The organism is Streptomyces sp. NPDC001219 (assembly GCF_053597915.1).
This window is the reverse complement of the sequence record NZ_JBSFJF010000010.1, coordinates 68,783-85,336: the sequence shown is the minus strand read 5'-3', so window position 1 is coordinate 85,336 and position 16,554 is coordinate 68,783. Positions and strand designations below refer to the sequence as shown.

18 protein-coding genes are annotated in these 16,554 nt (G+C 73.0%); 8 read left to right on the top strand and 10 right to left on the bottom strand.

Annotation, left to right across the window (positions count from 1 at the left end):
- Positions 1-108: 108 nt before the first annotated feature.
- The 5 genes from ACWC9R_RS08990 to ACWC9R_RS08970 all read right to left on the bottom strand — a co-directional run bounded on the left by ACWC9R_RS08990 (position 109) and on the right by ACWC9R_RS08970 (position 4,449).
- Positions 109-1,185, bottom strand: a complete 1,077-nt coding sequence (locus tag ACWC9R_RS08990; RefSeq protein ID WP_450729780.1) for a glycoside hydrolase family 6 protein — start codon at positions 1,183-1,185, stop codon at positions 109-111.
- Between the two features lie 402 nt (positions 1,186-1,587).
- A complete protein-coding gene (locus ACWC9R_RS08985; protein ID WP_450729778.1) occupies positions 1,588-2,262 on the bottom strand; it encodes a sortase domain-containing protein in 675 nt (224 codons plus the stop codon).
- Positions 2,263-2,659: 397 nt separating this feature from the next.
- On the bottom strand, positions 2,660-3,196 hold the full coding sequence (locus ACWC9R_RS08980) for a hypothetical protein (protein WP_450729777.1): 537 nt from the start codon (positions 3,194-3,196) through the stop codon (positions 2,660-2,662).
- A gap of 149 nt (positions 3,197-3,345) precedes the next feature.
- Positions 3,346-4,125 (bottom strand): HAD-IIA family hydrolase, encoded by a 780-nt coding sequence (locus tag ACWC9R_RS08975; RefSeq protein WP_362605130.1) that lies wholly within the window; start codon positions 4,123-4,125, stop codon positions 3,346-3,348.
- A 114-nt stretch (positions 4,126-4,239) separates the two neighbouring features.
- A complete protein-coding gene (locus ACWC9R_RS08970) occupies positions 4,240-4,449 on the bottom strand; it encodes a hypothetical protein (protein WP_450729776.1) in 210 nt (69 codons plus the stop codon).
- A gap of 273 nt (positions 4,450-4,722) precedes the next feature.
- Here ACWC9R_RS08970 and ACWC9R_RS08965 point away from each other — a divergent pair, with 273 nt between their 5' ends.
- Positions 4,723-5,265 carry a UTRA domain-containing protein gene (locus ACWC9R_RS08965; RefSeq protein ID WP_450729775.1) on the top strand — a complete coding sequence of 181 codons (543 nt, stop codon included), beginning with the start codon at positions 4,723-4,725 and terminating at the stop codon, positions 5,263-5,265.
- Positions 5,262-6,044: a GntR family transcriptional regulator gene (locus ACWC9R_RS08960; RefSeq protein ID WP_450729773.1), complete on the top strand. Its 783-nt coding sequence runs from the start codon at positions 5,262-5,264 to the stop codon at positions 6,042-6,044. Before ACWC9R_RS08965 ends, ACWC9R_RS08960 begins: the two co-directional genes overlap by 4 nt.
- A 20-nt stretch (positions 6,045-6,064) precedes the next feature.
- On the opposite strand, the gene ACWC9R_RS08955 is transcribed toward ACWC9R_RS08960, so the two are convergent.
- On the bottom strand, positions 6,065-7,285 hold the full coding sequence (locus ACWC9R_RS08955; RefSeq protein ID WP_450729772.1) for an ROK family transcriptional regulator: 1,221 nt from the start codon (positions 7,283-7,285) through the stop codon (positions 6,065-6,067).
- 140 nt (positions 7,286-7,425) lie between these two features.
- Between ACWC9R_RS08955 and ACWC9R_RS08950 the strand changes: the two genes are divergently transcribed.
- Together ACWC9R_RS08950 and ACWC9R_RS08945 are read left to right on the top strand one after the other, a co-directional pair.
- Positions 7,426-8,556, top strand: a complete 1,131-nt coding sequence (locus ACWC9R_RS08950; RefSeq protein WP_450729770.1) for a Gfo/Idh/MocA family oxidoreductase — start codon at positions 7,426-7,428, stop codon at positions 8,554-8,556.
- On the top strand, positions 8,553-9,074 hold the full coding sequence (locus ACWC9R_RS08945; RefSeq protein ID WP_450729769.1) for a heme-degrading domain-containing protein: 522 nt from the start codon (positions 8,553-8,555) through the stop codon (positions 9,072-9,074). The genes ACWC9R_RS08950 and ACWC9R_RS08945 overlap by 4 nt, the downstream gene beginning before the upstream one ends.
- 111 nt (positions 9,075-9,185) lie before the next feature.
- Here the strand turns inward: ACWC9R_RS08945 and ACWC9R_RS08940 are convergent, their stop codons facing one another.
- Positions 9,186-10,511, bottom strand: coding sequence for a helix-turn-helix domain-containing protein (locus ACWC9R_RS08940; protein ID WP_450729768.1), 1,326 nt, complete (start codon positions 10,509-10,511; stop codon positions 9,186-9,188).
- 155 nt (positions 10,512-10,666) lie between these two features.
- Between ACWC9R_RS08940 and ACWC9R_RS08935 the strand changes: the two genes are divergently transcribed.
- The 4 genes from ACWC9R_RS08935 to ACWC9R_RS08920 all read left to right on the top strand — a co-directional run bounded on the left by ACWC9R_RS08935 (position 10,667) and on the right by ACWC9R_RS08920 (position 13,809).
- On the top strand, positions 10,667-11,656 hold the full coding sequence (locus tag ACWC9R_RS08935) for a Gfo/Idh/MocA family protein (RefSeq protein ID WP_450729766.1): 990 nt from the start codon (positions 10,667-10,669) through the stop codon (positions 11,654-11,656).
- On the top strand, positions 11,653-12,906 hold the full coding sequence (locus ACWC9R_RS08930) for a DegT/DnrJ/EryC1/StrS family aminotransferase (RefSeq protein ID WP_450729764.1): 1,254 nt from the start codon (positions 11,653-11,655) through the stop codon (positions 12,904-12,906). Before ACWC9R_RS08935 ends, ACWC9R_RS08930 begins: the two co-directional genes overlap by 4 nt.
- Positions 12,907-12,908: 2 nt before the next feature.
- Positions 12,909-13,340: an NUDIX hydrolase gene (locus ACWC9R_RS08925; protein WP_450729762.1), complete on the top strand. Its 432-nt coding sequence runs from the start codon at positions 12,909-12,911 to the stop codon at positions 13,338-13,340.
- A 241-nt stretch (positions 13,341-13,581) separates the two neighbouring features.
- Positions 13,582-13,809, top strand: coding sequence for a hypothetical protein (locus ACWC9R_RS08920; protein ID WP_450729761.1), 228 nt, complete (start codon positions 13,582-13,584; stop codon positions 13,807-13,809).
- A 266-nt stretch (positions 13,810-14,075) separates the two neighbouring features.
- On the opposite strand, the gene ACWC9R_RS08915 is transcribed toward ACWC9R_RS08920, so the two are convergent.
- From ACWC9R_RS08915 to ACWC9R_RS08905, 3 genes are all read right to left on the bottom strand, one after another.
- Positions 14,076-14,933, bottom strand: coding sequence for a fumarylacetoacetate hydrolase family protein (locus ACWC9R_RS08915; RefSeq protein WP_450729760.1), 858 nt, complete (start codon positions 14,931-14,933; stop codon positions 14,076-14,078).
- Positions 14,934-15,070: 137 nt separating this feature from the next.
- Positions 15,071-16,129, bottom strand: coding sequence for a YidC/Oxa1 family membrane protein insertase (locus ACWC9R_RS08910; RefSeq protein WP_450729758.1), 1,059 nt, complete (start codon positions 16,127-16,129; stop codon positions 15,071-15,073).
- Between the two features lie 93 nt (positions 16,130-16,222).
- Positions 16,223-16,528, bottom strand: coding sequence for a DUF6412 domain-containing protein (locus ACWC9R_RS08905; RefSeq protein ID WP_450729756.1), 306 nt, complete (start codon positions 16,526-16,528; stop codon positions 16,223-16,225).
- Between the last annotated feature and the right edge of the window lie 26 nt (positions 16,529-16,554).

The window sequence follows — 16,554 nt, the reverse complement described above, 5'->3', positions numbered from 1 at the left end:
GGGCGGGGCGCGGTCGCCTTCGGCGGCGGGGCACCTCGCCTGCACCGGCCGGGCGCGGTCGGCCGTCACCGGCGAGGTGCGGTCGCCGTCACCGGCCGGGGGTGGTGGTCATTTCGCGCTGTGGGCCAGGCCCAGGGCGTACTTGGGCCACCAGGTGCCGGCCTTGGGGCCGCCCTTGCAGCTGCCGTCCGACTCGCCGGGGCGCTTGATCCACAGGTAGGCGGCTATCTGCGGGTCGCCGGTCCTGGTCGTGGGCGGCGTGCCCAGGGCGCGGCCGGGTGGGTTGCACCAGTTCTCCGGGTCGTCGCCTCCGGGAGCCGGGCCGTTGCCGTTGCGACTGGTGTCGATGACGAAGGGCTTGCCGTCGACCATGGCGGACAGCTTCTTGCCGTACTTCGTGTTCTCCGCGGTGGTCTGGTAGTTGGAGATGTTCAGCGCGAAGCCGTCGGCGCGGTCGATACCGGCCCGCTTGAGCGGCTCGACCATCCGGCCCGGGTCCTTGATCCAGTGAGGGTTGCCGGCGTCCAGATAGACCTTGGTGTGCGGCAGTGCCTTGAGCTTGCCGACCGCCTCCGTCAGCAGGGCGTAGCGCTCCTCGTGGAACTGCTGCGGGGTGCACTTGTCCTCGATGTGCGGCAGGGCGTCGGGCTCCAGGATCACGGTGGTGGCGCGGTCGCCGATGCCCTTGAGCACCCCGTCCAGCCAGGCGCGGTACGCGTTGCCGTCGGCGGCGCCGCCCTTCGAGTAGCTGCCGCAGTCGCGGTGCGGGATGTTGTAGAGCACCAGCAGCGCCTCGCGGTCGGCCTTGGCGGCCGCCTCGGTGAAGCCGCGGGCCTCCCCCTGCGGGTCGTCGATGCCTATCCACTCGGCGACCGGCTGCGTCGCGATCTTGTTGACCAGGCGGGCGTCGCCGGACTTGCCGTCCTCGCCGTACGCGGCCACCTGACGGGCCGCCTTGCTGTCGGGGTTGACCCAGAACGGCGCGAGGGACTTGGGGCGTTGGCCGGGTCTGTCCGGCACGCCGCCCTCGCTGTCGCCGTCGGAGCAGCCGGCGAGCAGCAGCAGAGCCAGCGCCCCCACGGTCACCCTCGCCGGCACCGCACCGGCACGCGCGGAGCGCCGCCGGCCGTCGCGGGACCCGCCCGGCCTACCGACCCCGGCCATCCGTCGCAGATTGCCGTACATCCACTCCCCCCTCGGAGCACGAACACGGAACACGGTCGGCGGGGGACCACCGGCCGCACCCATCGTGGCACACGCCTCAAGTGCCTGGTCCGGCCTGTGGACAGCGTGCGCACAATGCGCTGTGCGGGAACCGCGGCTGGGCGTCGGGGCGTCCTCGGTCGGCCGTTCGCGGCGGCGTTCACGGCGGCTTCTTGGCTGCCGTCGGCTGGGGCGGGGCGTGTGGGTGGTTCGCCGCGTGGTGCGGGGCGAGGTGGCTGCCGGGGTGTGAGCGGGGCGGCTCAACGGGCTCTGTCGGGAGGTCGGTTGGCGGGTCCCGTCAGGCGGTTGGTGGCGGGTCCCGTCAGGTGGCCCCTTCAGGCCGTCGGTTGGCCGGTGCCGTCAGGCGGCCCCCCGGCAATCCCGTCAGCCGGTCCCGGCGCGTGGCGGCTCCTGGTAGTCCGTCAGGTAGGCCGCAACGACGATCACGTTGCCCGGGGCGCCGCCATGTTGTGCGGAAGAAGGAGCGCTGCCGCGGTCCTCGGTGATCAGGCGGAGTTCGGAGCGGCCCCGGTCGCGGGCGGCGTAAGCCTTGCGGGGGTCGAAGCGGTGGCGGTCGTGGAGCTGGACGTCCTCGACGGTGAAGCGGGCGGTGCTGCCGTCGGCGCGCTGGATGTCCAGGCGTGCGCCCGGCTTGAGTTGGGTCAGCCGGTGGAAGGCGGTCCGCGGGGCGTCGCCACCACGGTCGGCGCCGGGCCGGGCCACGAGCAGCGCCGCGCCCGCCTCACCTGGTTGCGGCCCTGCGGCGTACCAGCCGACGGGGGCCGGGGAGGTGTACGGGGGCGGGGCGAGGACGCCGTCCTCGTCGAGGTCCTGTCCGGTGATGCCGGCCCCCCGTACGCCGAGGGCGTCGACACTGATCCCCACGGGCCGTGTGGCCGGGGCGGCGAGTACCGGGGCGTGCGCATGCGGAGGCGCCTGCCGGCCCAACGGGCGCCCGGCGGCGGCCACATCACCGGTCGTGGCGAGCTGTGCGGCCACCCCGTCCGCCAGGTCACGGCCCCACATCCACAGCCCCAGCAGCAACACCGTCCAGGCCACACCGGCGAGCAGCTGGGCGGGACGGCGGGTGGGCGCGTTCTCGCGAGTGGGGTCGGGGACGGCAGCGTGAGCGGAAGTGGGGGCGGGGCCTCTGCCAGGGGCGGGGCCTCTGCCGGGGGCAGGGCCGACACCGGCATCGGGGGCGCCGCCGGTTTCGGTGTCCCGGACGAGGCCGGTTCCCGTTTCGGGACCAGGGCCAGTGCCCGTATCGGGACCAGGGCCGGTGACGGTGCCCGGGACCTGCCCTCCGGCCCCACCCGGCGCATCCGTCACGCCCAACACCTCGCCGGCCTTCATAGCCCGTAGGCCACCAGCCTTAATGCCCCGTACATCGCCCCCCGGCCCGGAGCCGTCAGGCCTGGCCGTCACCCCGACCGCGCCCGTCCGCCCGTCTTCGTCAGCGCTCATCGGCATCGCCCCGTCGCTCGCGGCGCAGTCTCAGCCGGAGCCGGAGCAGCTGTCCCGCGATGACCAGGATCACGCCGCCGGCCAGCACCAGGCCCACGGCCGAAGTACTGCTCAGCTCGCCGCTGGGAGCGGCATGGGTGTCCGCGGTGCGCTTGGCCGCCCGGTTCGCCGGGGCCGCTGGGCGCCCTCGGGAGGCGCGGGTGGCGTCGGCAGCGGCCCGTGGTCCGGCCGGGGCGGTCATGGCGGCCGGTTCGAGGCGGGCCGACCGGGCCGCCTGGACGGCCGCCGAGCCGGAACGGAAGGGGGCGGCGGCCCACGCGGCGGTGCCCCCGGTGCTCCGCAGGGCGCCCGCGCGGCGGGCGGCGCCCGGAGCGGGACCGGCCGGCCCCGCCCCGTCGGCCGGGGCCGTTGCCCTGACCAGGCCCGTTGTGGTTCCGGTGCCGCGGGCGTCCGCGCCGTACGCGGGCGCCGTGGTCACTGCGCAGGCCGCGACCGCGGCACAGAGAGCGAGTTGCCGTGAGCGCATGGTGAACCTCCGATAACTCCGAAGGTCCGCCCACGCGAGCCCGGCCGCATCCGGTGCGGTCCGAGGCTGCGCCGTTCGGGTGGGGCTCCTGGCCGGTGGCGGGGCCGCGGCCGGAGTGGGCCGCAGCCCGCCCAGGAGCCCCGCCCCGGTCACACCAGGTCGATGAGGTCCGCGATCGAGTCCACCACACGGGACGGCCGGAACGGGTGCCGGTCGATCTCCTCGGGGCGGGTGAGACCGGTCAGTACGAGGAAGGTCTCCATGCCCGCCTCCAGACCGGCCAGCACATCGGTGTCCATCCGGTCGCCGATCATCGCGGAGGTCTCGGAGTGGGCACCGATCACATTGAGGCCGTGCCGCATCATCAGCGGGTTGGGCTTGCCGACGAAGTACGGTTCGACGCCCGTCGCCTTGGTGATCAGCGCGGCCACCGACCCGGTGGCGGGCAGCGCGCCCTGCGGGGAGGGGCCGGTCTCGTCGGGGTTGGTGGCGATGAACCGGGCCCCGTCGTTGATCAGCCGGATCGCCTTCGTCAGGGCCTCGAAGCTGTAGGTGCGGGTCTCGCCGAGGACCACGTAGTCCGGGGAGTGGTCGGTCAGGACGTAGCCGATGTCATGCAGGGCGGTGGTCAGGCCCGCCTCGCCGATGCAGTAGGCGGTGCCGTGCGGCCGCTGGTCGTCCAGGAACTGGGCGGTGGCCAGCGCGGACGTCCAGATCGACTCCCACGGCACGTCCAGGCCGATGCGGCTCAGCCGGGCGTGCAGGTCGCGCGGGGTGTAGATGGAGTTGTTGGTCAGGACGAGAAAGGGCTTGCCCGATTCACGCAGCCGCTTGATGAAGGCGTCCGCCCCGGGCACCGGAACGCCCTCGTGCATCAGGACGCCGTCCATGTCGGTGAGCCATGACTCGATCGGCTTGCGCTCTGCCACTGCCGGACTCCTGCCGTACGTGAGGACCAGGGGCGCCGACCGCCTCCCGCACACGCCACGGACCCCGCGAAGCGCCCCGCGCGCCGTTCACACGGCCGACGCCCCCACCCTAAGTCAGCCACCGGAACCCTGACCCGGGCCGTCGTTTCGGTCCTCCACCGGCCGGACAGCGCCGACGCCCCGGCTCTCGGCGACCCGCAGAACGTCCCGCAGCGCCTCGGTCAGCCGCTCACCCAGAAAACGCAGCTCATGGTTCGAGACGCGGCGGTCGTCGAGCATGGCTCGCGCGTGACCGAGTAACTCGGCCCCCATCTCCAGCTGCACCGCCTCCACCTCGTCAGCGAGGCGCGAAACGGGGCCGTTCCCGTCTCCTATGAGGTAGCAGGGCTTGCCCCCAGGGCCGGACCACGGAAGCAGCCGGGCCTGTTGCCGGTGAGAGAGATACATGGTGAACCACCGCCTCACTTCGGGCCGTTGACCCTCCCGAAACGCTATTCGCGAATAGCAGCAAGGCTGAGCGCTCTCAGGCTTGTCACTTGTTCCGTAAGGCAGCACAGTTGTCTGATCGGAGGACCATCGACCGTGCCGGAGGATGCCGTGAACAGCGCCGAGTGGGTCACCACGTCCGTGCCGTATCTGGCCCCGCGGGAACCGGGGCAGCGCGACGCCTGGAGCGCCGAGACCGCGGCCGGCGGCCGCCGGGGCGGTCAGCGCATCGTCCAGGCGGGAGAGGTGGCCGCGCCCGGCGAGATCGCGGAGCTGCTGGGGGTGGAGCCGGGCGGTCTCGTCGTCGCGCGGCGGCGCGTCATGTATCTCGACGGGCGGCCCTGCGAGTTGACGGACACCTACTACCCGCTGGGCATCGCCCGGGGCACCCGGCTCGCCGGGACGGCCAAAATCGCCGGCGGAGCGGTCACACTGCTCGCCGAACTCGGATACCTCGGCGTGCGGGCCCGTGAGGACGTCTCCGCGCGGCTGCCGAGCGACGAGGAGGCCGCCGCCCTGGAAGCGGAACCGTCGCAGCCGGTACTGCAGTTGCTCCGGCTCACCCTCGACGCCCGGGACCGGCCCGTCCAGGCGGACAGAATGGTGATGCCCGCGCGGCTCCAGCGGCTGCGCTACGACGTGAGGATCGGATGACCGACGTGACCGGTGACAGCGCCGACACCTTCGACAACCGTGCGCTGCACGAGCGCATCGCCGCCGATCTGCGTGACGAGATCATGAACGGTGACCTCGCACCGGGCGCCAGGCTGCCGTCCACGGCCCGGCTCAAGGAGCGGTTCGCGGCCTCGAACGCGACCGTGCAGAAGGCGCTGGGGCTGCTGAAGCAGGAGCGCCTGGTCGTCGGGCGCGCCGGATCAGCCGTCACCGTACGCGAACACCGGCAGCGGACCATGCGTCCGGCGTCGTACATGGCCCCGGCGGGACCCGACGACCGGTACCGGTGGCTCACGGAGGCGGAGAAGCTCGGATCGCAGGCGCGGAGCAAGCTCCTGCGAGTCGCGGAGGTGGCGCCGCCCGCCGATGTGTCCGCGGCGCTCGGCCTCCCGGACGGCGGTACGGCGCTGCTCCGGCACCAGCTGCTGCTGATCGACGACGAACCGGTCGAGCTGGTCAGCTCCTACTACCCGCTGGAGATCGCCCGTGGCACGGCCATCGCCAGGCGCACGAAGATCAAGGGCGGGACGCCGGCCCTCCTGGCCGAGCTGGGGTATCCGCCCCGGCTCAGCGTGGACCGCGTCTCGGCGCGGGTGCCCAGTCAGGAGCAGTTCACCGCGCTGCGGCTGCCGGGTGATCTGCCTGTGCTGCGCACCCTCCGCGTGGTGCGCAGCGAGGGCGAGCGCCCCATCGAGGTCACGGTGATGGTCAAGGCGGGTCATCTCTACGAGATGCAGTACGAGTTCACGGCGGAGTGAGGCGGCCGCCCGGCACCCCCTCAACTCGCCGGAGTGGCTCCCCGTGTCCCGAACAGCGGCACGAGCACCAGTTCCGCCGCACCGTCCGCGACCGCCCGTGCGCCGCCCCGGGCGAGCGCCACCGGGACGGCGGTCCGGCCGCGGGCGCGGGCCTGGGCGTCGAGGACCGCCGACACACCAGCCCGGAACCCGTCGGGGTTCTCCAGTACGGTGCGCCCGCCGAGCAGCACCCGGTCGATGTCCAGCAGCTCCACGAGGTTGGCGGCGCCCGTCCCCAGCACCTCGGCCGCACCCGGCAGATCGCCGTGGGCCACCGCCGCCAGGCAGAGCGCCTCGATGCAGCCGCGCCGTCCGCAGCCGCACCGCGGCCCGTCCCACTGCACGGTCTGGTGCCCGAACTCACCGGCGCCGGTACGCGGTCCCCGGTAGAGGCCGCCGCCCAGGACGAGCCCGGCGCCCAGGCCGGTGCCCAGATGCAGGTACCCGAACGAGCCGGCGCCGGACGGCATCCCCCGGGCCAGGCCCAGCGCGGCCGCGTTGGTGTCCTTGTCGAGGACGGCGGGCAGGCCGAGGCGCGCGGCGAGCGCGTCCCGCAGCGGGAAGCCGTCCCAGTGCGGCGCGCCGGTGACCCGGTGCAGGACGCCGGTGGTGTGGTCCAGCGGCCCCGGGCAGGCGACCCCGGCGCCCAGCACCGGCGGCCCGCCGGCCTCCGCACGCAGCGCGGCGACCTCCCGGGCCGCCGTGTCGAGCACCGGCCCGGCGCCCGCCTCGAAGGCGAGCGGGGCACGGCGCACGGCGACCGGGGCGCCGGCGAGATCGGCGAGTACGGCGATGAGTTCATCGCGGTCCAGGTGCAGCCCGACGGCGTGCCGGGCGCCGGGGACCAGCCGCAGCACGGTGGCGGGCTTGCCGCCCGTGGAGGCGCGGCGGCCCGCCTCGGCGGCCAGGCCCTCGGCCCGCAGCCGGGCGGTGATCTTGCTGACGGCCTGCGGTGTCAGCCCGGTCCGGGCCGCGAGCTCCAGCCGGCTGACCCCTTCCTCACCGGCGGCCCGGAGCAGCCCGAGCACCAGCGCGGCGTTGTGCCCGCGCAGCGCGGGGAGGTTGACGCCGGCGGGTCCGGCAGCGCCCTGGTTCCCGGCGGGGTCCGGATCGCCGGCGGCGCCGGGGGTCGTGGGAGCGCCCGTCCCCCCGACGCCGCCCGACGCACCGGTCGCGCCGACCGCGCCCGAGGTACCAGCCACCCCCGACCCTCCGGCCCGTCCTCCCCGCACCCCTCCCCGTCCTCGCTCCCGGGGAATGTCCTCGCCCTCGCTGTTGCCGCTCACCCACCCATTGTCCGCATCGCTTGCACTTTGGCAACAGCGTTGCTTAAGTGGCTTCCATGAGCGAGACGATCGAGATGAGCGACTCCCCCGGCACCCCCGCCCCGCACCGCCCGCTCCGTGTCGGCCTCATCGGCTACGGCCTGGCCGGTTCGGTCTTCCACGCCCCCCTGATCGCGGCCACCGAAGGGCTGCGGCTCGACCTCGTCTCGACCTCCGATCCGGAGCGGCAGGCACAGGCCCGCGCCGAGCACCCCCGGGTCCGTACGGTCGACACCCCCCAGGCGGTGCTGGACCACGCCGCCGACCTCGATCTGATCGTGCTGGCCTCGCCCAACAAGACCCATGTGCCGCTCGCCACCGCCGCGTTGGAGGCCGGGCTGGCGGTGGTCGTCGACAAGCCGCTGGCCGCGACCGCCGCCGAGGCCGAGAAGCTCGCCGCGCTCGCCGACGACCGCGGCCTGCTCCTCTCCGTCTTCCAGAACCGCCGCTGGGACAACGACTTCCGCACCGTGCGCGCCCTCGTCGAGGAGGGCGCCCTCGGCGACGTCCAGCGCTTCGAGTCCCGCTTCGAGCGCTGGCGGCCGCAGCCCAAGGGCGGCTGGCGGGAGTCCGGCGACCCGGAGGAGATCGGCGGCCTGCTCTACGACCTCGGCAGCCACCTCGTCGACCAGGCGCTGACCCTGTTCGGGCCGGTCGTCTCGGTCTACGCCGAGTCCGACATCCGGCGTCCGGGCGCGGAGGCCGACGACGACACCTTCCTCGCCCTCACCCATGCCAGCGGCGTCCGCTCCCACCTGTGGGTGAGCGCCACCACCGCCATGCTGGGCCCGCGCTTCCGGGTGCTGGGCAGCAGGGCGGGCTATGTGAAGCACGGCCTGGACCCGCAGGAGGCCGCACTGCGCGAGGGCCTGCGGCCCGGCACCGAGGGCGTCGCATGGGGCGTGGAGCCGGAGTCGCGCCACGGCCGGCTCGGCGCCGGCTCGTCCCCGCAGACCGGCGGCGGCGAGCCCGTACCGACCCTGCCGGGCGACTACCCCGCCTACTACGCCGCGATCGCCCGCGCCCTCCGCGAGGGCGGCCGGCCCCCGGTCACCGCCACCGAGGCCGCCGCCGCCCTGCGGGTCCTGGAAGCCGCCAGGCTCTCCGCCGCCGAGGGCCGCACGGTCCGCATCGGGGCCCGGGCATGAGCCCGGCCGGTCCGGACCGCGGCACCGGCACGGGCCCGGCCGCTCCGCGCCCGGCGGACGACGGGCTCCGCGAACTGACCGCCCAGGAAGAGCGGCTGGTCCTCGACACCTTCGGCAACGAGGACGCCTGGCGCCTGGGCTCGCTGCTGGTGGAGCTGGCGCGGGAGCGCGGCGCCGCGGTGACCATCGGCATCCGGCGCGGCGTCCAGCAGCTGTTCCACTGTGCGCTCCCCGGCACCTCCGCCGACAACGATGCCTGGATCGCCCGCAAGTCCGCCGTCGTCGAACGCTACGCCGAGTCCTCGTACCTGGTCGGCGCCAGGTTCCGCGCCAAGGGCCGTACCTTCGAGGAGAGTTCACGGCTGGACCCGGACCGGTACGCGGCACACGGCGGCGCCTTCCCGCTCCGGCTGCGCGGTACCGGCGTCATCGGCGTGGTCGCGGTCTCGGGCCTCCCCCAGGCCGACGACCACGCGCTGGTGGTGGAGGGCCTGGAGCGGTATCTGGCGACGGGCTGAGGGGGAAGCAGAGGCGGGGGACACACTCTTGTCGGTGGAGGCAGCGACCGGGGCCGATCGCAGCGGGGATGGAGTACAGCCCACCTGAGAGGTGGCCGCCAGGGTGGTTTCTCAGGCGGTCCGGAGACGTTCGAGGAACTCGGGGACGCCGTCCACCTGCTGGTAGGGCTTGAAAGCGGGGGCGAGTTCGCGGACCAGGGTGACGCAGCGATCGGCGCCGATGCGGGTGGCGAGGTCGAGCGACTCGGCGCTGACGACGAGGGCTTGTTCGACCTCGCGGGCCCGGAGGAGGCTTCGGGCCTCGTAGGTGCGGAAGACCCCGCGCGTTTTGTCACGGGCCCGTGGAAGCAGGGTCAGGCCCTCGTCAATGCGGGCGCGGGCCTCGTCGGTACGGTCGAGGTCGAGCAGACACTGGCCCGAGTCCACGGCCAGATCCGCTGTACTCATCCATCGGCACCAGCCGGGGGCGGGGTCGGCCACGTCGGTCAGCAGTGCGGTCTCGGCGGCGGCGAGGTCGCGGTAGCAGTCGGCGGCGGCCCCCAGGGCGGCGTGGGCTCGGGCCCTGCGCAGGTACAGCAGCGAGCGGGCTGTGGGGTGGGACGTATGGATCAGGGCTTGGCTCAAGGGTTCCACTGCGGACCCGGGATGGCCGAGCCAGATCGACTGGTAGGCGAAGTCGGACAGGACCCCGGCCCCGAGATCCCGGTCGCGGGCAGTGTGCGCGTTGGTGAGAGCGGCGTTCCACAGCTTGCCGGCCACGTAGTGCTGACCCTGGTCGAAGCGGTACCAGCCACAGGTGCTGGAGAGCGAGGCAGCCAGGTGGTGCAGACGGCGACCGGTGGCCTGGCTGTACCGGGCACCTTCGAGAAGGTCGGTCACAGTCGTGAGGTGGGCGTCCATCAGCTTGATGGTGTGCTGGCGTTGCTCGGTCGGCAGGGCGGTCAGTTTGGTGCTGGTGTCCTCCAGCCAGTCCACCAGTTCGTCGTCGACGCGCCGCCCGCCGAGCGCGGTTGTCAGGCGGTCGGGTTCCAGCGCCGCCCACTGGGAGGCCAGTCCGGCCAGAGCGAGTGCGCTGTAGGTCAGGAAGGTACGGCGTTCGCGGTTCATCGCGGCTCTCTGTGCATCTCGAAGTGCTTGGACGGTGTACGCCGCCCCGAGCGGGGCCGGGTCGTCCCGGCCCGGGAGCCAGTGGGGCCAGGGGTACCGCTCCAGGTCGGAGATCGGCACGTCGAAGGCGTCCGCGATCAGGAACTGGGACTCGATGTTCGGCGTTTTGCGGCCGTTCTCCCACTTGCTGACGGCCGCCTTGTCGGTGCCGGAGCGGAGACCCTCGGGCCGCATCGCGGCAGCGCGGTGCAGGCGCGCGACGAGGTCGCTCTGGGACCAGCCGCGTAAGAGGCGGGCGTAGGCGAGGGGATGCCTGATCGGGTCGTCCACGGGAGCAATCCCATCATCGACGGTGACGGCCAGGCTACCGCGCGTACAGGTGGGACAACCCCGGGACTACAGCCAACACCTAGGGATTGAACTGGAGTTGGCGCTGTACTCGTCATCCCCGACACGTTCCTCCGTGAAGTGGAAGGAGAACGCGCATGAAACGACGTGCTGCGATCATCGGCCTTGGCCACCAGGCTGCCGAGGATCACCTGCCCGGTCTGCTCGGCTCCAGCCGGGCGGAACTCGTCGCGGTGTGCGACAACAACGCGGACATCCTGCACCAGCGAGCGGACACCCTCGGAGTGCCCGGCTTCACCCGGGCCGGTGACCTGCTGGACGAGACCGCCCCGGACTTCGTGATCGTCGCCGTCCCGCACCACGCCGGGCGCGCGGTGACCGAGGAATGCGCCGCCCGGGGCGTCCACGTCCTCAAGGAGAAGCCGTTCGCCACCTCTGTCGAGGAGGCCCGCGAGCTGGCCGGGATCTGCCACAAGGGCCGCGTGGAACTGATGGTGACGCTCCAGCGCCGGTTCAACCCGATCTACAGCAGCGTGGCCGGGATGCTGGACCAGATCGGCACCCCGTTTCTCGTCGGCGGGCACTACTCGTTCCACACGCCCAACCCCGGTGCCGGCTGGCGCGGGGACCTCAAGCAGGCCGGTGGCGGCTGCCTCCTCGACATGGGCTACCACCTGATCGACCTGCTGCTGTGGTACTTCGGCCTGCCCAGCAGGGTCATCGCGGAGTTCTCCACCACGGCCCTGCCCGAAGGCGGCTACGACGCGGAGGACACCGCCGTCGTCCAGCTCGGCTACGACTCCGGCTTGTACGGATCGCTGGTCCTGTCGCGGTGGATGGCGCCGAAGACGGAGTCCATGCGGGTCGTGGGAACGGCCGGCTCGGTCGTGCTGACGAAGGGCGCCGTCCAGCGGCTCGCCCTGGACGGAACGGTGGTGGAGGAGCTGACCCGGCCGCACGCCCCCAGCGTCGCCACCGCACAGATCGACTACTTCTGCCGGGTCCTGGACGGAGAACGGCCCAACGTCTCCGGCCCCGACCAGCACCTCTCCCACGCCGCGTTCATCGCGTCCTGCTACCGGTCCAAGAGCGCAGGCCGCTACGTCGACCCGAAGGAGATGCTGTGACCAGCGCGCTCGCCCTCCTCGGCGGCACCCCGGCCGTTACCGACGCCGGCCCCCACTTCACCTGGCCCCCGATCGACGACTTCACTCGCATGAAGGTGGTCTCCCAGCTGGATTCGGCCGTCTCCCTCCCCGGCCGGTCCGGGATCATCGCGGACCTGGAAGACGCCCTCCAGGACTACTTCGACGTGCGGCACGCGATCACCACCAGCTCCGGCACCGCCGCCCTGCACGCCGCCTACTGGGCCGCCCGCATCCGGCCCGGCAGCGAGGTGATCGTCCCCGCCTGGACCTTCCACGCCACCGCCTCACCCCTGTTCCAGCTCGGCGCGGTCCCGGTCCTCTGCGAGACACGCCCGGACGGCAACATCGACCCCGGCCGGGTGCCCGAGCTGATCACCCCTCGCACCCGGGCGATCATGGTCACGCACCTGTGGGGCAAGCCCGCCGAGATGACCGACCTCACCGCGCTGGCCAGGGACCGCGACCTGGACCTGCTGGAGGACGGCTCACACGCCCACGGGGCTGGTCACGGCGGCCAGAAGGTGGGCACGTTCGGTCTGGCCGGTGCCTTCTCCCTCAACGGTCCCAAGCCGCTGTCCGGAGGTGAGGGCGGCTTCGTCCTCACCGACGATGACGACACCTACTACCGCGTTCTCACGTTCGCGCACTACAACAAGCGGGCCAGGAACGAGATCCCGGAAAGCAATCCGCTCGCGCGGTACGCGGTCACCGGGGCCGGACTCAAGCTCCGCATCCACCCCCTGGCCGCCGCCCTCGCCCACGACCAGCTATCCCGCCTGGATGCCTACCTCGCCGGCCGCAAGGAGATCGCCGCCTACCTGATCCGAGAGCTCGGGCAGATACCCGGGCTGGAGGTGAGCCCGATGCCCGAGGGGGTGAAATCATCCTGGTACGCGTTGACGGCCACCTACCGGTCCGACCAGCTCGGCGGCCTGCCCCTCGACCGCTTCCACGCGGCCCTCGTCGCGGAGGGCGCGACCGAGTTCGACCGGCCGGGCTCCACCCGCCCCCTGAACCAGCTGCCCCTCTACCAGCGCCCCTCTCAACTCTTCCCCGACTACCCGAACATCCGCAGCCGATACCGGGAGGGTGACTTCCCCGTCGCTGAGAAGGCGCACACGCACACGCTCAAGCTGCCCGTCTGGCACCGTGAACAAGATCTGAAACTGGCCGAGCAGTACGTCTGCGCGGCCAGGAAGGCCAGCGAACACCACGAGGAGCTCCTGTGACCGTGACCTCCGACCTTGCCCGAGCCCTGGCAGAGGAGGCCGAAGCCGAGGGCATCACCACCTTCGTGGCCGCGGCCGTCGTCACCGACGCCGACCGCATCCTCCTGGTCCGCCGCAAGCCGGACGACTTCATGGGCGGCCTGTGGGAGATCCCGTCCGGTCATGTGGACGCCGGAGAGAGCATCCTGGACGCGGCCCGCCGCGAGACGCTGGAGGAGACCGGCCTGACCGTCGCGTCCGTGGACCGCTACCTCGGACACTTCGACTACGAGAACAGCCGCGGCACCACCACCCGCCAGTTCAACTTCGCCGTCACCGTCTCCGAGACCGGGCCGGTCATCCTGACCGAACACGACCTGCACCAGTGGGCCGCCCTCGCCGGCGACCTGCCGGGCGTCACCGACGGCGTACGGGAGATTCTGGCCTGCGTGTAGGAAAGTGACGAGGAGACGCGGGCCATAGAGGCCGGTCAAGCCGGCGAGGGCCGCTACACCGGGTGTGGCGTAGCGGCCCTCATGGCGGGGCGGGGCGGAGAACGCCCACCTGTGGGTAGGTTCTGAGGGCTACCGTCGACGTGCCGCACGGTATCGCCCGCATCTTCACCATGCTGTCGCGCCGGTTACTTCCACCACCACGCCGCCATCGGGCGACGAGGGGCGAGAGGACGGTGACCGTATGACCAGCGGGCCGCCGGACACCACACTGCGGCTGCTCCCCTGGGCCGGGGCGGACGGCAAGCCGTGCTATCTCGTCGGGGACGGCACCGGATATCTCTCCCGTATCGCGGACGACACCGAGAGCGCCCAACTGGACGTGGCCTCGGAACTGCTCGATCAGGCAGCCCGCGTGCTTGCCGAGTTCGCCTGGACGCCCGGCGAAATCCACCTGCTGGCACTCCGTTGAGCGAGTCGTTGCGTGACGTGACGCGCGTCGCGGAGAGCCGGGGCACTCGCCTGCACGTCCCCGACCACAAGGACTCCGTTGATCCCCACGGCCCCGGACCGGACGGCACCGACGGTGGGCCGACGCTTCCGGCGGAGACGTTCGGGTGAGTACGCGGCTTCCGCCGCGACGAGGAAAGTGACCTCCCGGCCCGGCCGCCCTCCCCCGGAGCGGGCGGCCGGGCCGTGCTGCTCATCGGAGCGCACCGCCCGTCGGACTCCCGCCCCTCAGGCGGCCCTGAACTCCTGCCGCTGGCGGCCCAGGCCGTCGATCTCCAGCTCCACCACGTCACCAGCCCGCAGATACGGCTTGGGGTCCGGGTGGCCCATGGCGACGCCTGCCGGGGTGCCGGTGTTGAGGACGTCGCCCGGGTGGAGGGTCATGAACCGGCTGACGTAGCGGACCACTTCGGCCACCGGGAAGATCTGGTCGGCGGTGGTGCCGTTCTGCTTCAGGTCGCCGTTGACCCGGAGCCGGAGGCCGAGGTTCTGCGGGTCGGGCACCTCGTCGGCGGTCACCAGCCAGGGGCCCAGGGGGTTGAACGTCTCGCAGTTCTTGCCCTTGTCCCACTGGCCGCCGCGTTCGATCTGGAACGCGCGCTCGGAGACGTCGTGCGCCACGGTGTAGCCGGCCACCGCGGCCCTCGCCTGGGCGTCGGTCTCCAGGTAGCGGGCGGTCCGGCCGATGACGACGGCCAGCTCCACCTCCCAGTCGGTCTTCACGCTGCCGCGCGGGACCAGCACGGTGTCGTCGGGGCCGACGACGGTGTCCGGGGCCTTCAGGAAGAGGATCGGCTCCTCGGGAGGCGTGGCCCCCGTCTCCCGGGCGTGGTCGTGGTAGTTCAGCCCGATGCACACGATCTTGCCGATCCGGGCGAGCGGCGGGCCGGTGCGCAGCCCGGCCGGATCGAGCCGCGGCAGCGCGCCGGAGGCGGCGGCGGTGCGGATCTCGGTCAGCTTTTCCTCGTCGGCGAGGAGGGCGCCGTCGATGTCCGGCACCAGGGCCGACAGGTCCCGCAGAGCCCCGGCCCCGTCGAGCAGCGCCGGGCGTTCGGCCCCCACCGGTCCGACTCGCAGCAGCTTCATCGGTTCAACTCCCGTGGTCGAAGGTCGGCCCGGAAGGGATCTTCCGGGCCGGCCGATGGGGGACGGCCATCGAGCGATTTGGCTGATCGTCCAAGAACGGGGTCCGGTCCGCAAGACCCCGTTCACGGACTGGACCCTTACTGAGGGGTAGTGGCGGTCTGCTCCTCGGCCTTGGCCCGCGAGTTGGCCCGCGCGCGGGCCGCCCGCTGCCGGGCCGCGCGGCTCTTCGGCGCGCGCCCGTCCGCCCGCTGCCGCGCCGGGTGCTGCGGCGCGACACCCTCGCCCGGCTCCCCGTCGGCCGCGACGGCCTCGGCCGCCCGGTCCGGGGACGGCTTCCCCTTACCCGGCTTCCCGTCACCCGCGGCCGGCTCCCCCGCGGCGGCGGACTTCCCCTTGCCCGAGGCCGGCTTCCCCGCGCCCGAAGCGGTCTTCCCCTTCGCCCCCTTCGCCGTGCCGCCCGCGGCCGCCGGTTCCGGCGCGCCCTGCCCGCGGTCCCGGTGCAGCAGCGCCCGCTCGCAGGCCGTCCAGGTCGTCGTCGTGACCATGTAGAGCCCGGCGGCCAGCGGCACCACCGCGACCGTGATCAGCGTGCCGAAAGACAGCAGCGGCATCACCTTGGCCATCGAGGCCATACCGGGCAGCGCGGCGTTGCCCGCGACCGGCTGCGGGGCCTTGGCCATCGTGGCGCGGGCCCGGCGGTAGTTCCAGGTCGCGACCGCCGCGACCAGCGCGAACAGCCCGAGGTAGACCAGCCCCTGCGGCCCGAACACACCGCCGTCGGCGAGCGCCCCGGTCCAGTGCCCGCCGAGCGGCGCGCCCAGCAGGGTGTGGTCCAGGAGGTCGCCGCTCCCGGTGGAGAACAGGTGGTACATCACGAAGAAGACGGGCAGCTGGAGCAGCGTCGGCAGACAGCCGCCGAGCGGCGAGGAGCCGGTCTCGGCGTACAGGGCGGCGGTGGCCTTCTGCAGCCGCTCGGGGTTGCCCTTGTGCTTGCGCTGGAGCTCCGCCAGCTGCGGGGCGAGCGCCGTACGGGCCTTCTCACCGCGGGCCGCGGCGCGGGCGAGGGGGTGCAGCGCGGCGCGGACCCCCAGGGTGAACAGGACGACGGCGGCGGCCATGGCCGCGGAGCCGAAGAGCGGGGCGATCGCCTGGGCGCCGTGCGCCAGCGCATCGCCGAGGAAGCCGAACAAGGACATGGCTGAGCCCTCCACGGGTCTCGTCGTGCCGGGATGTGGATTCGGCGTGACGAGCCGCGCGGACGCGGAAGAGCGGTACGGGGACCGGTGCGCCTACGCGGCCGTCGGGAGGGAACGGCCCGGTGCCCGGGGGCGCGGGCGGCCGGCCGCGTCGGGGTCCCGTTGCGGCAGGAACGCCGTACGCCGCTCGCGGTCGCGGATCGCCGTACGGATACGGCCCGGTGGTACGGGCCGGGCGCAGGCCGCGATCAGGAAGGCGCGGCACAGGAGCAGCAGCGCGGTGGTGGTCGCGGCGGCGGTCAGGGCCGTGGTGAGACCGGTCTGCGTCAGCAGGAAGCCGGCCAGGACGAACAGGAGGGCTGAGGTGTACAGGCGCAGGGCATCGGCGATGCGGTACATCCAGCGCCCTCCTCAGGTTGTCCGGT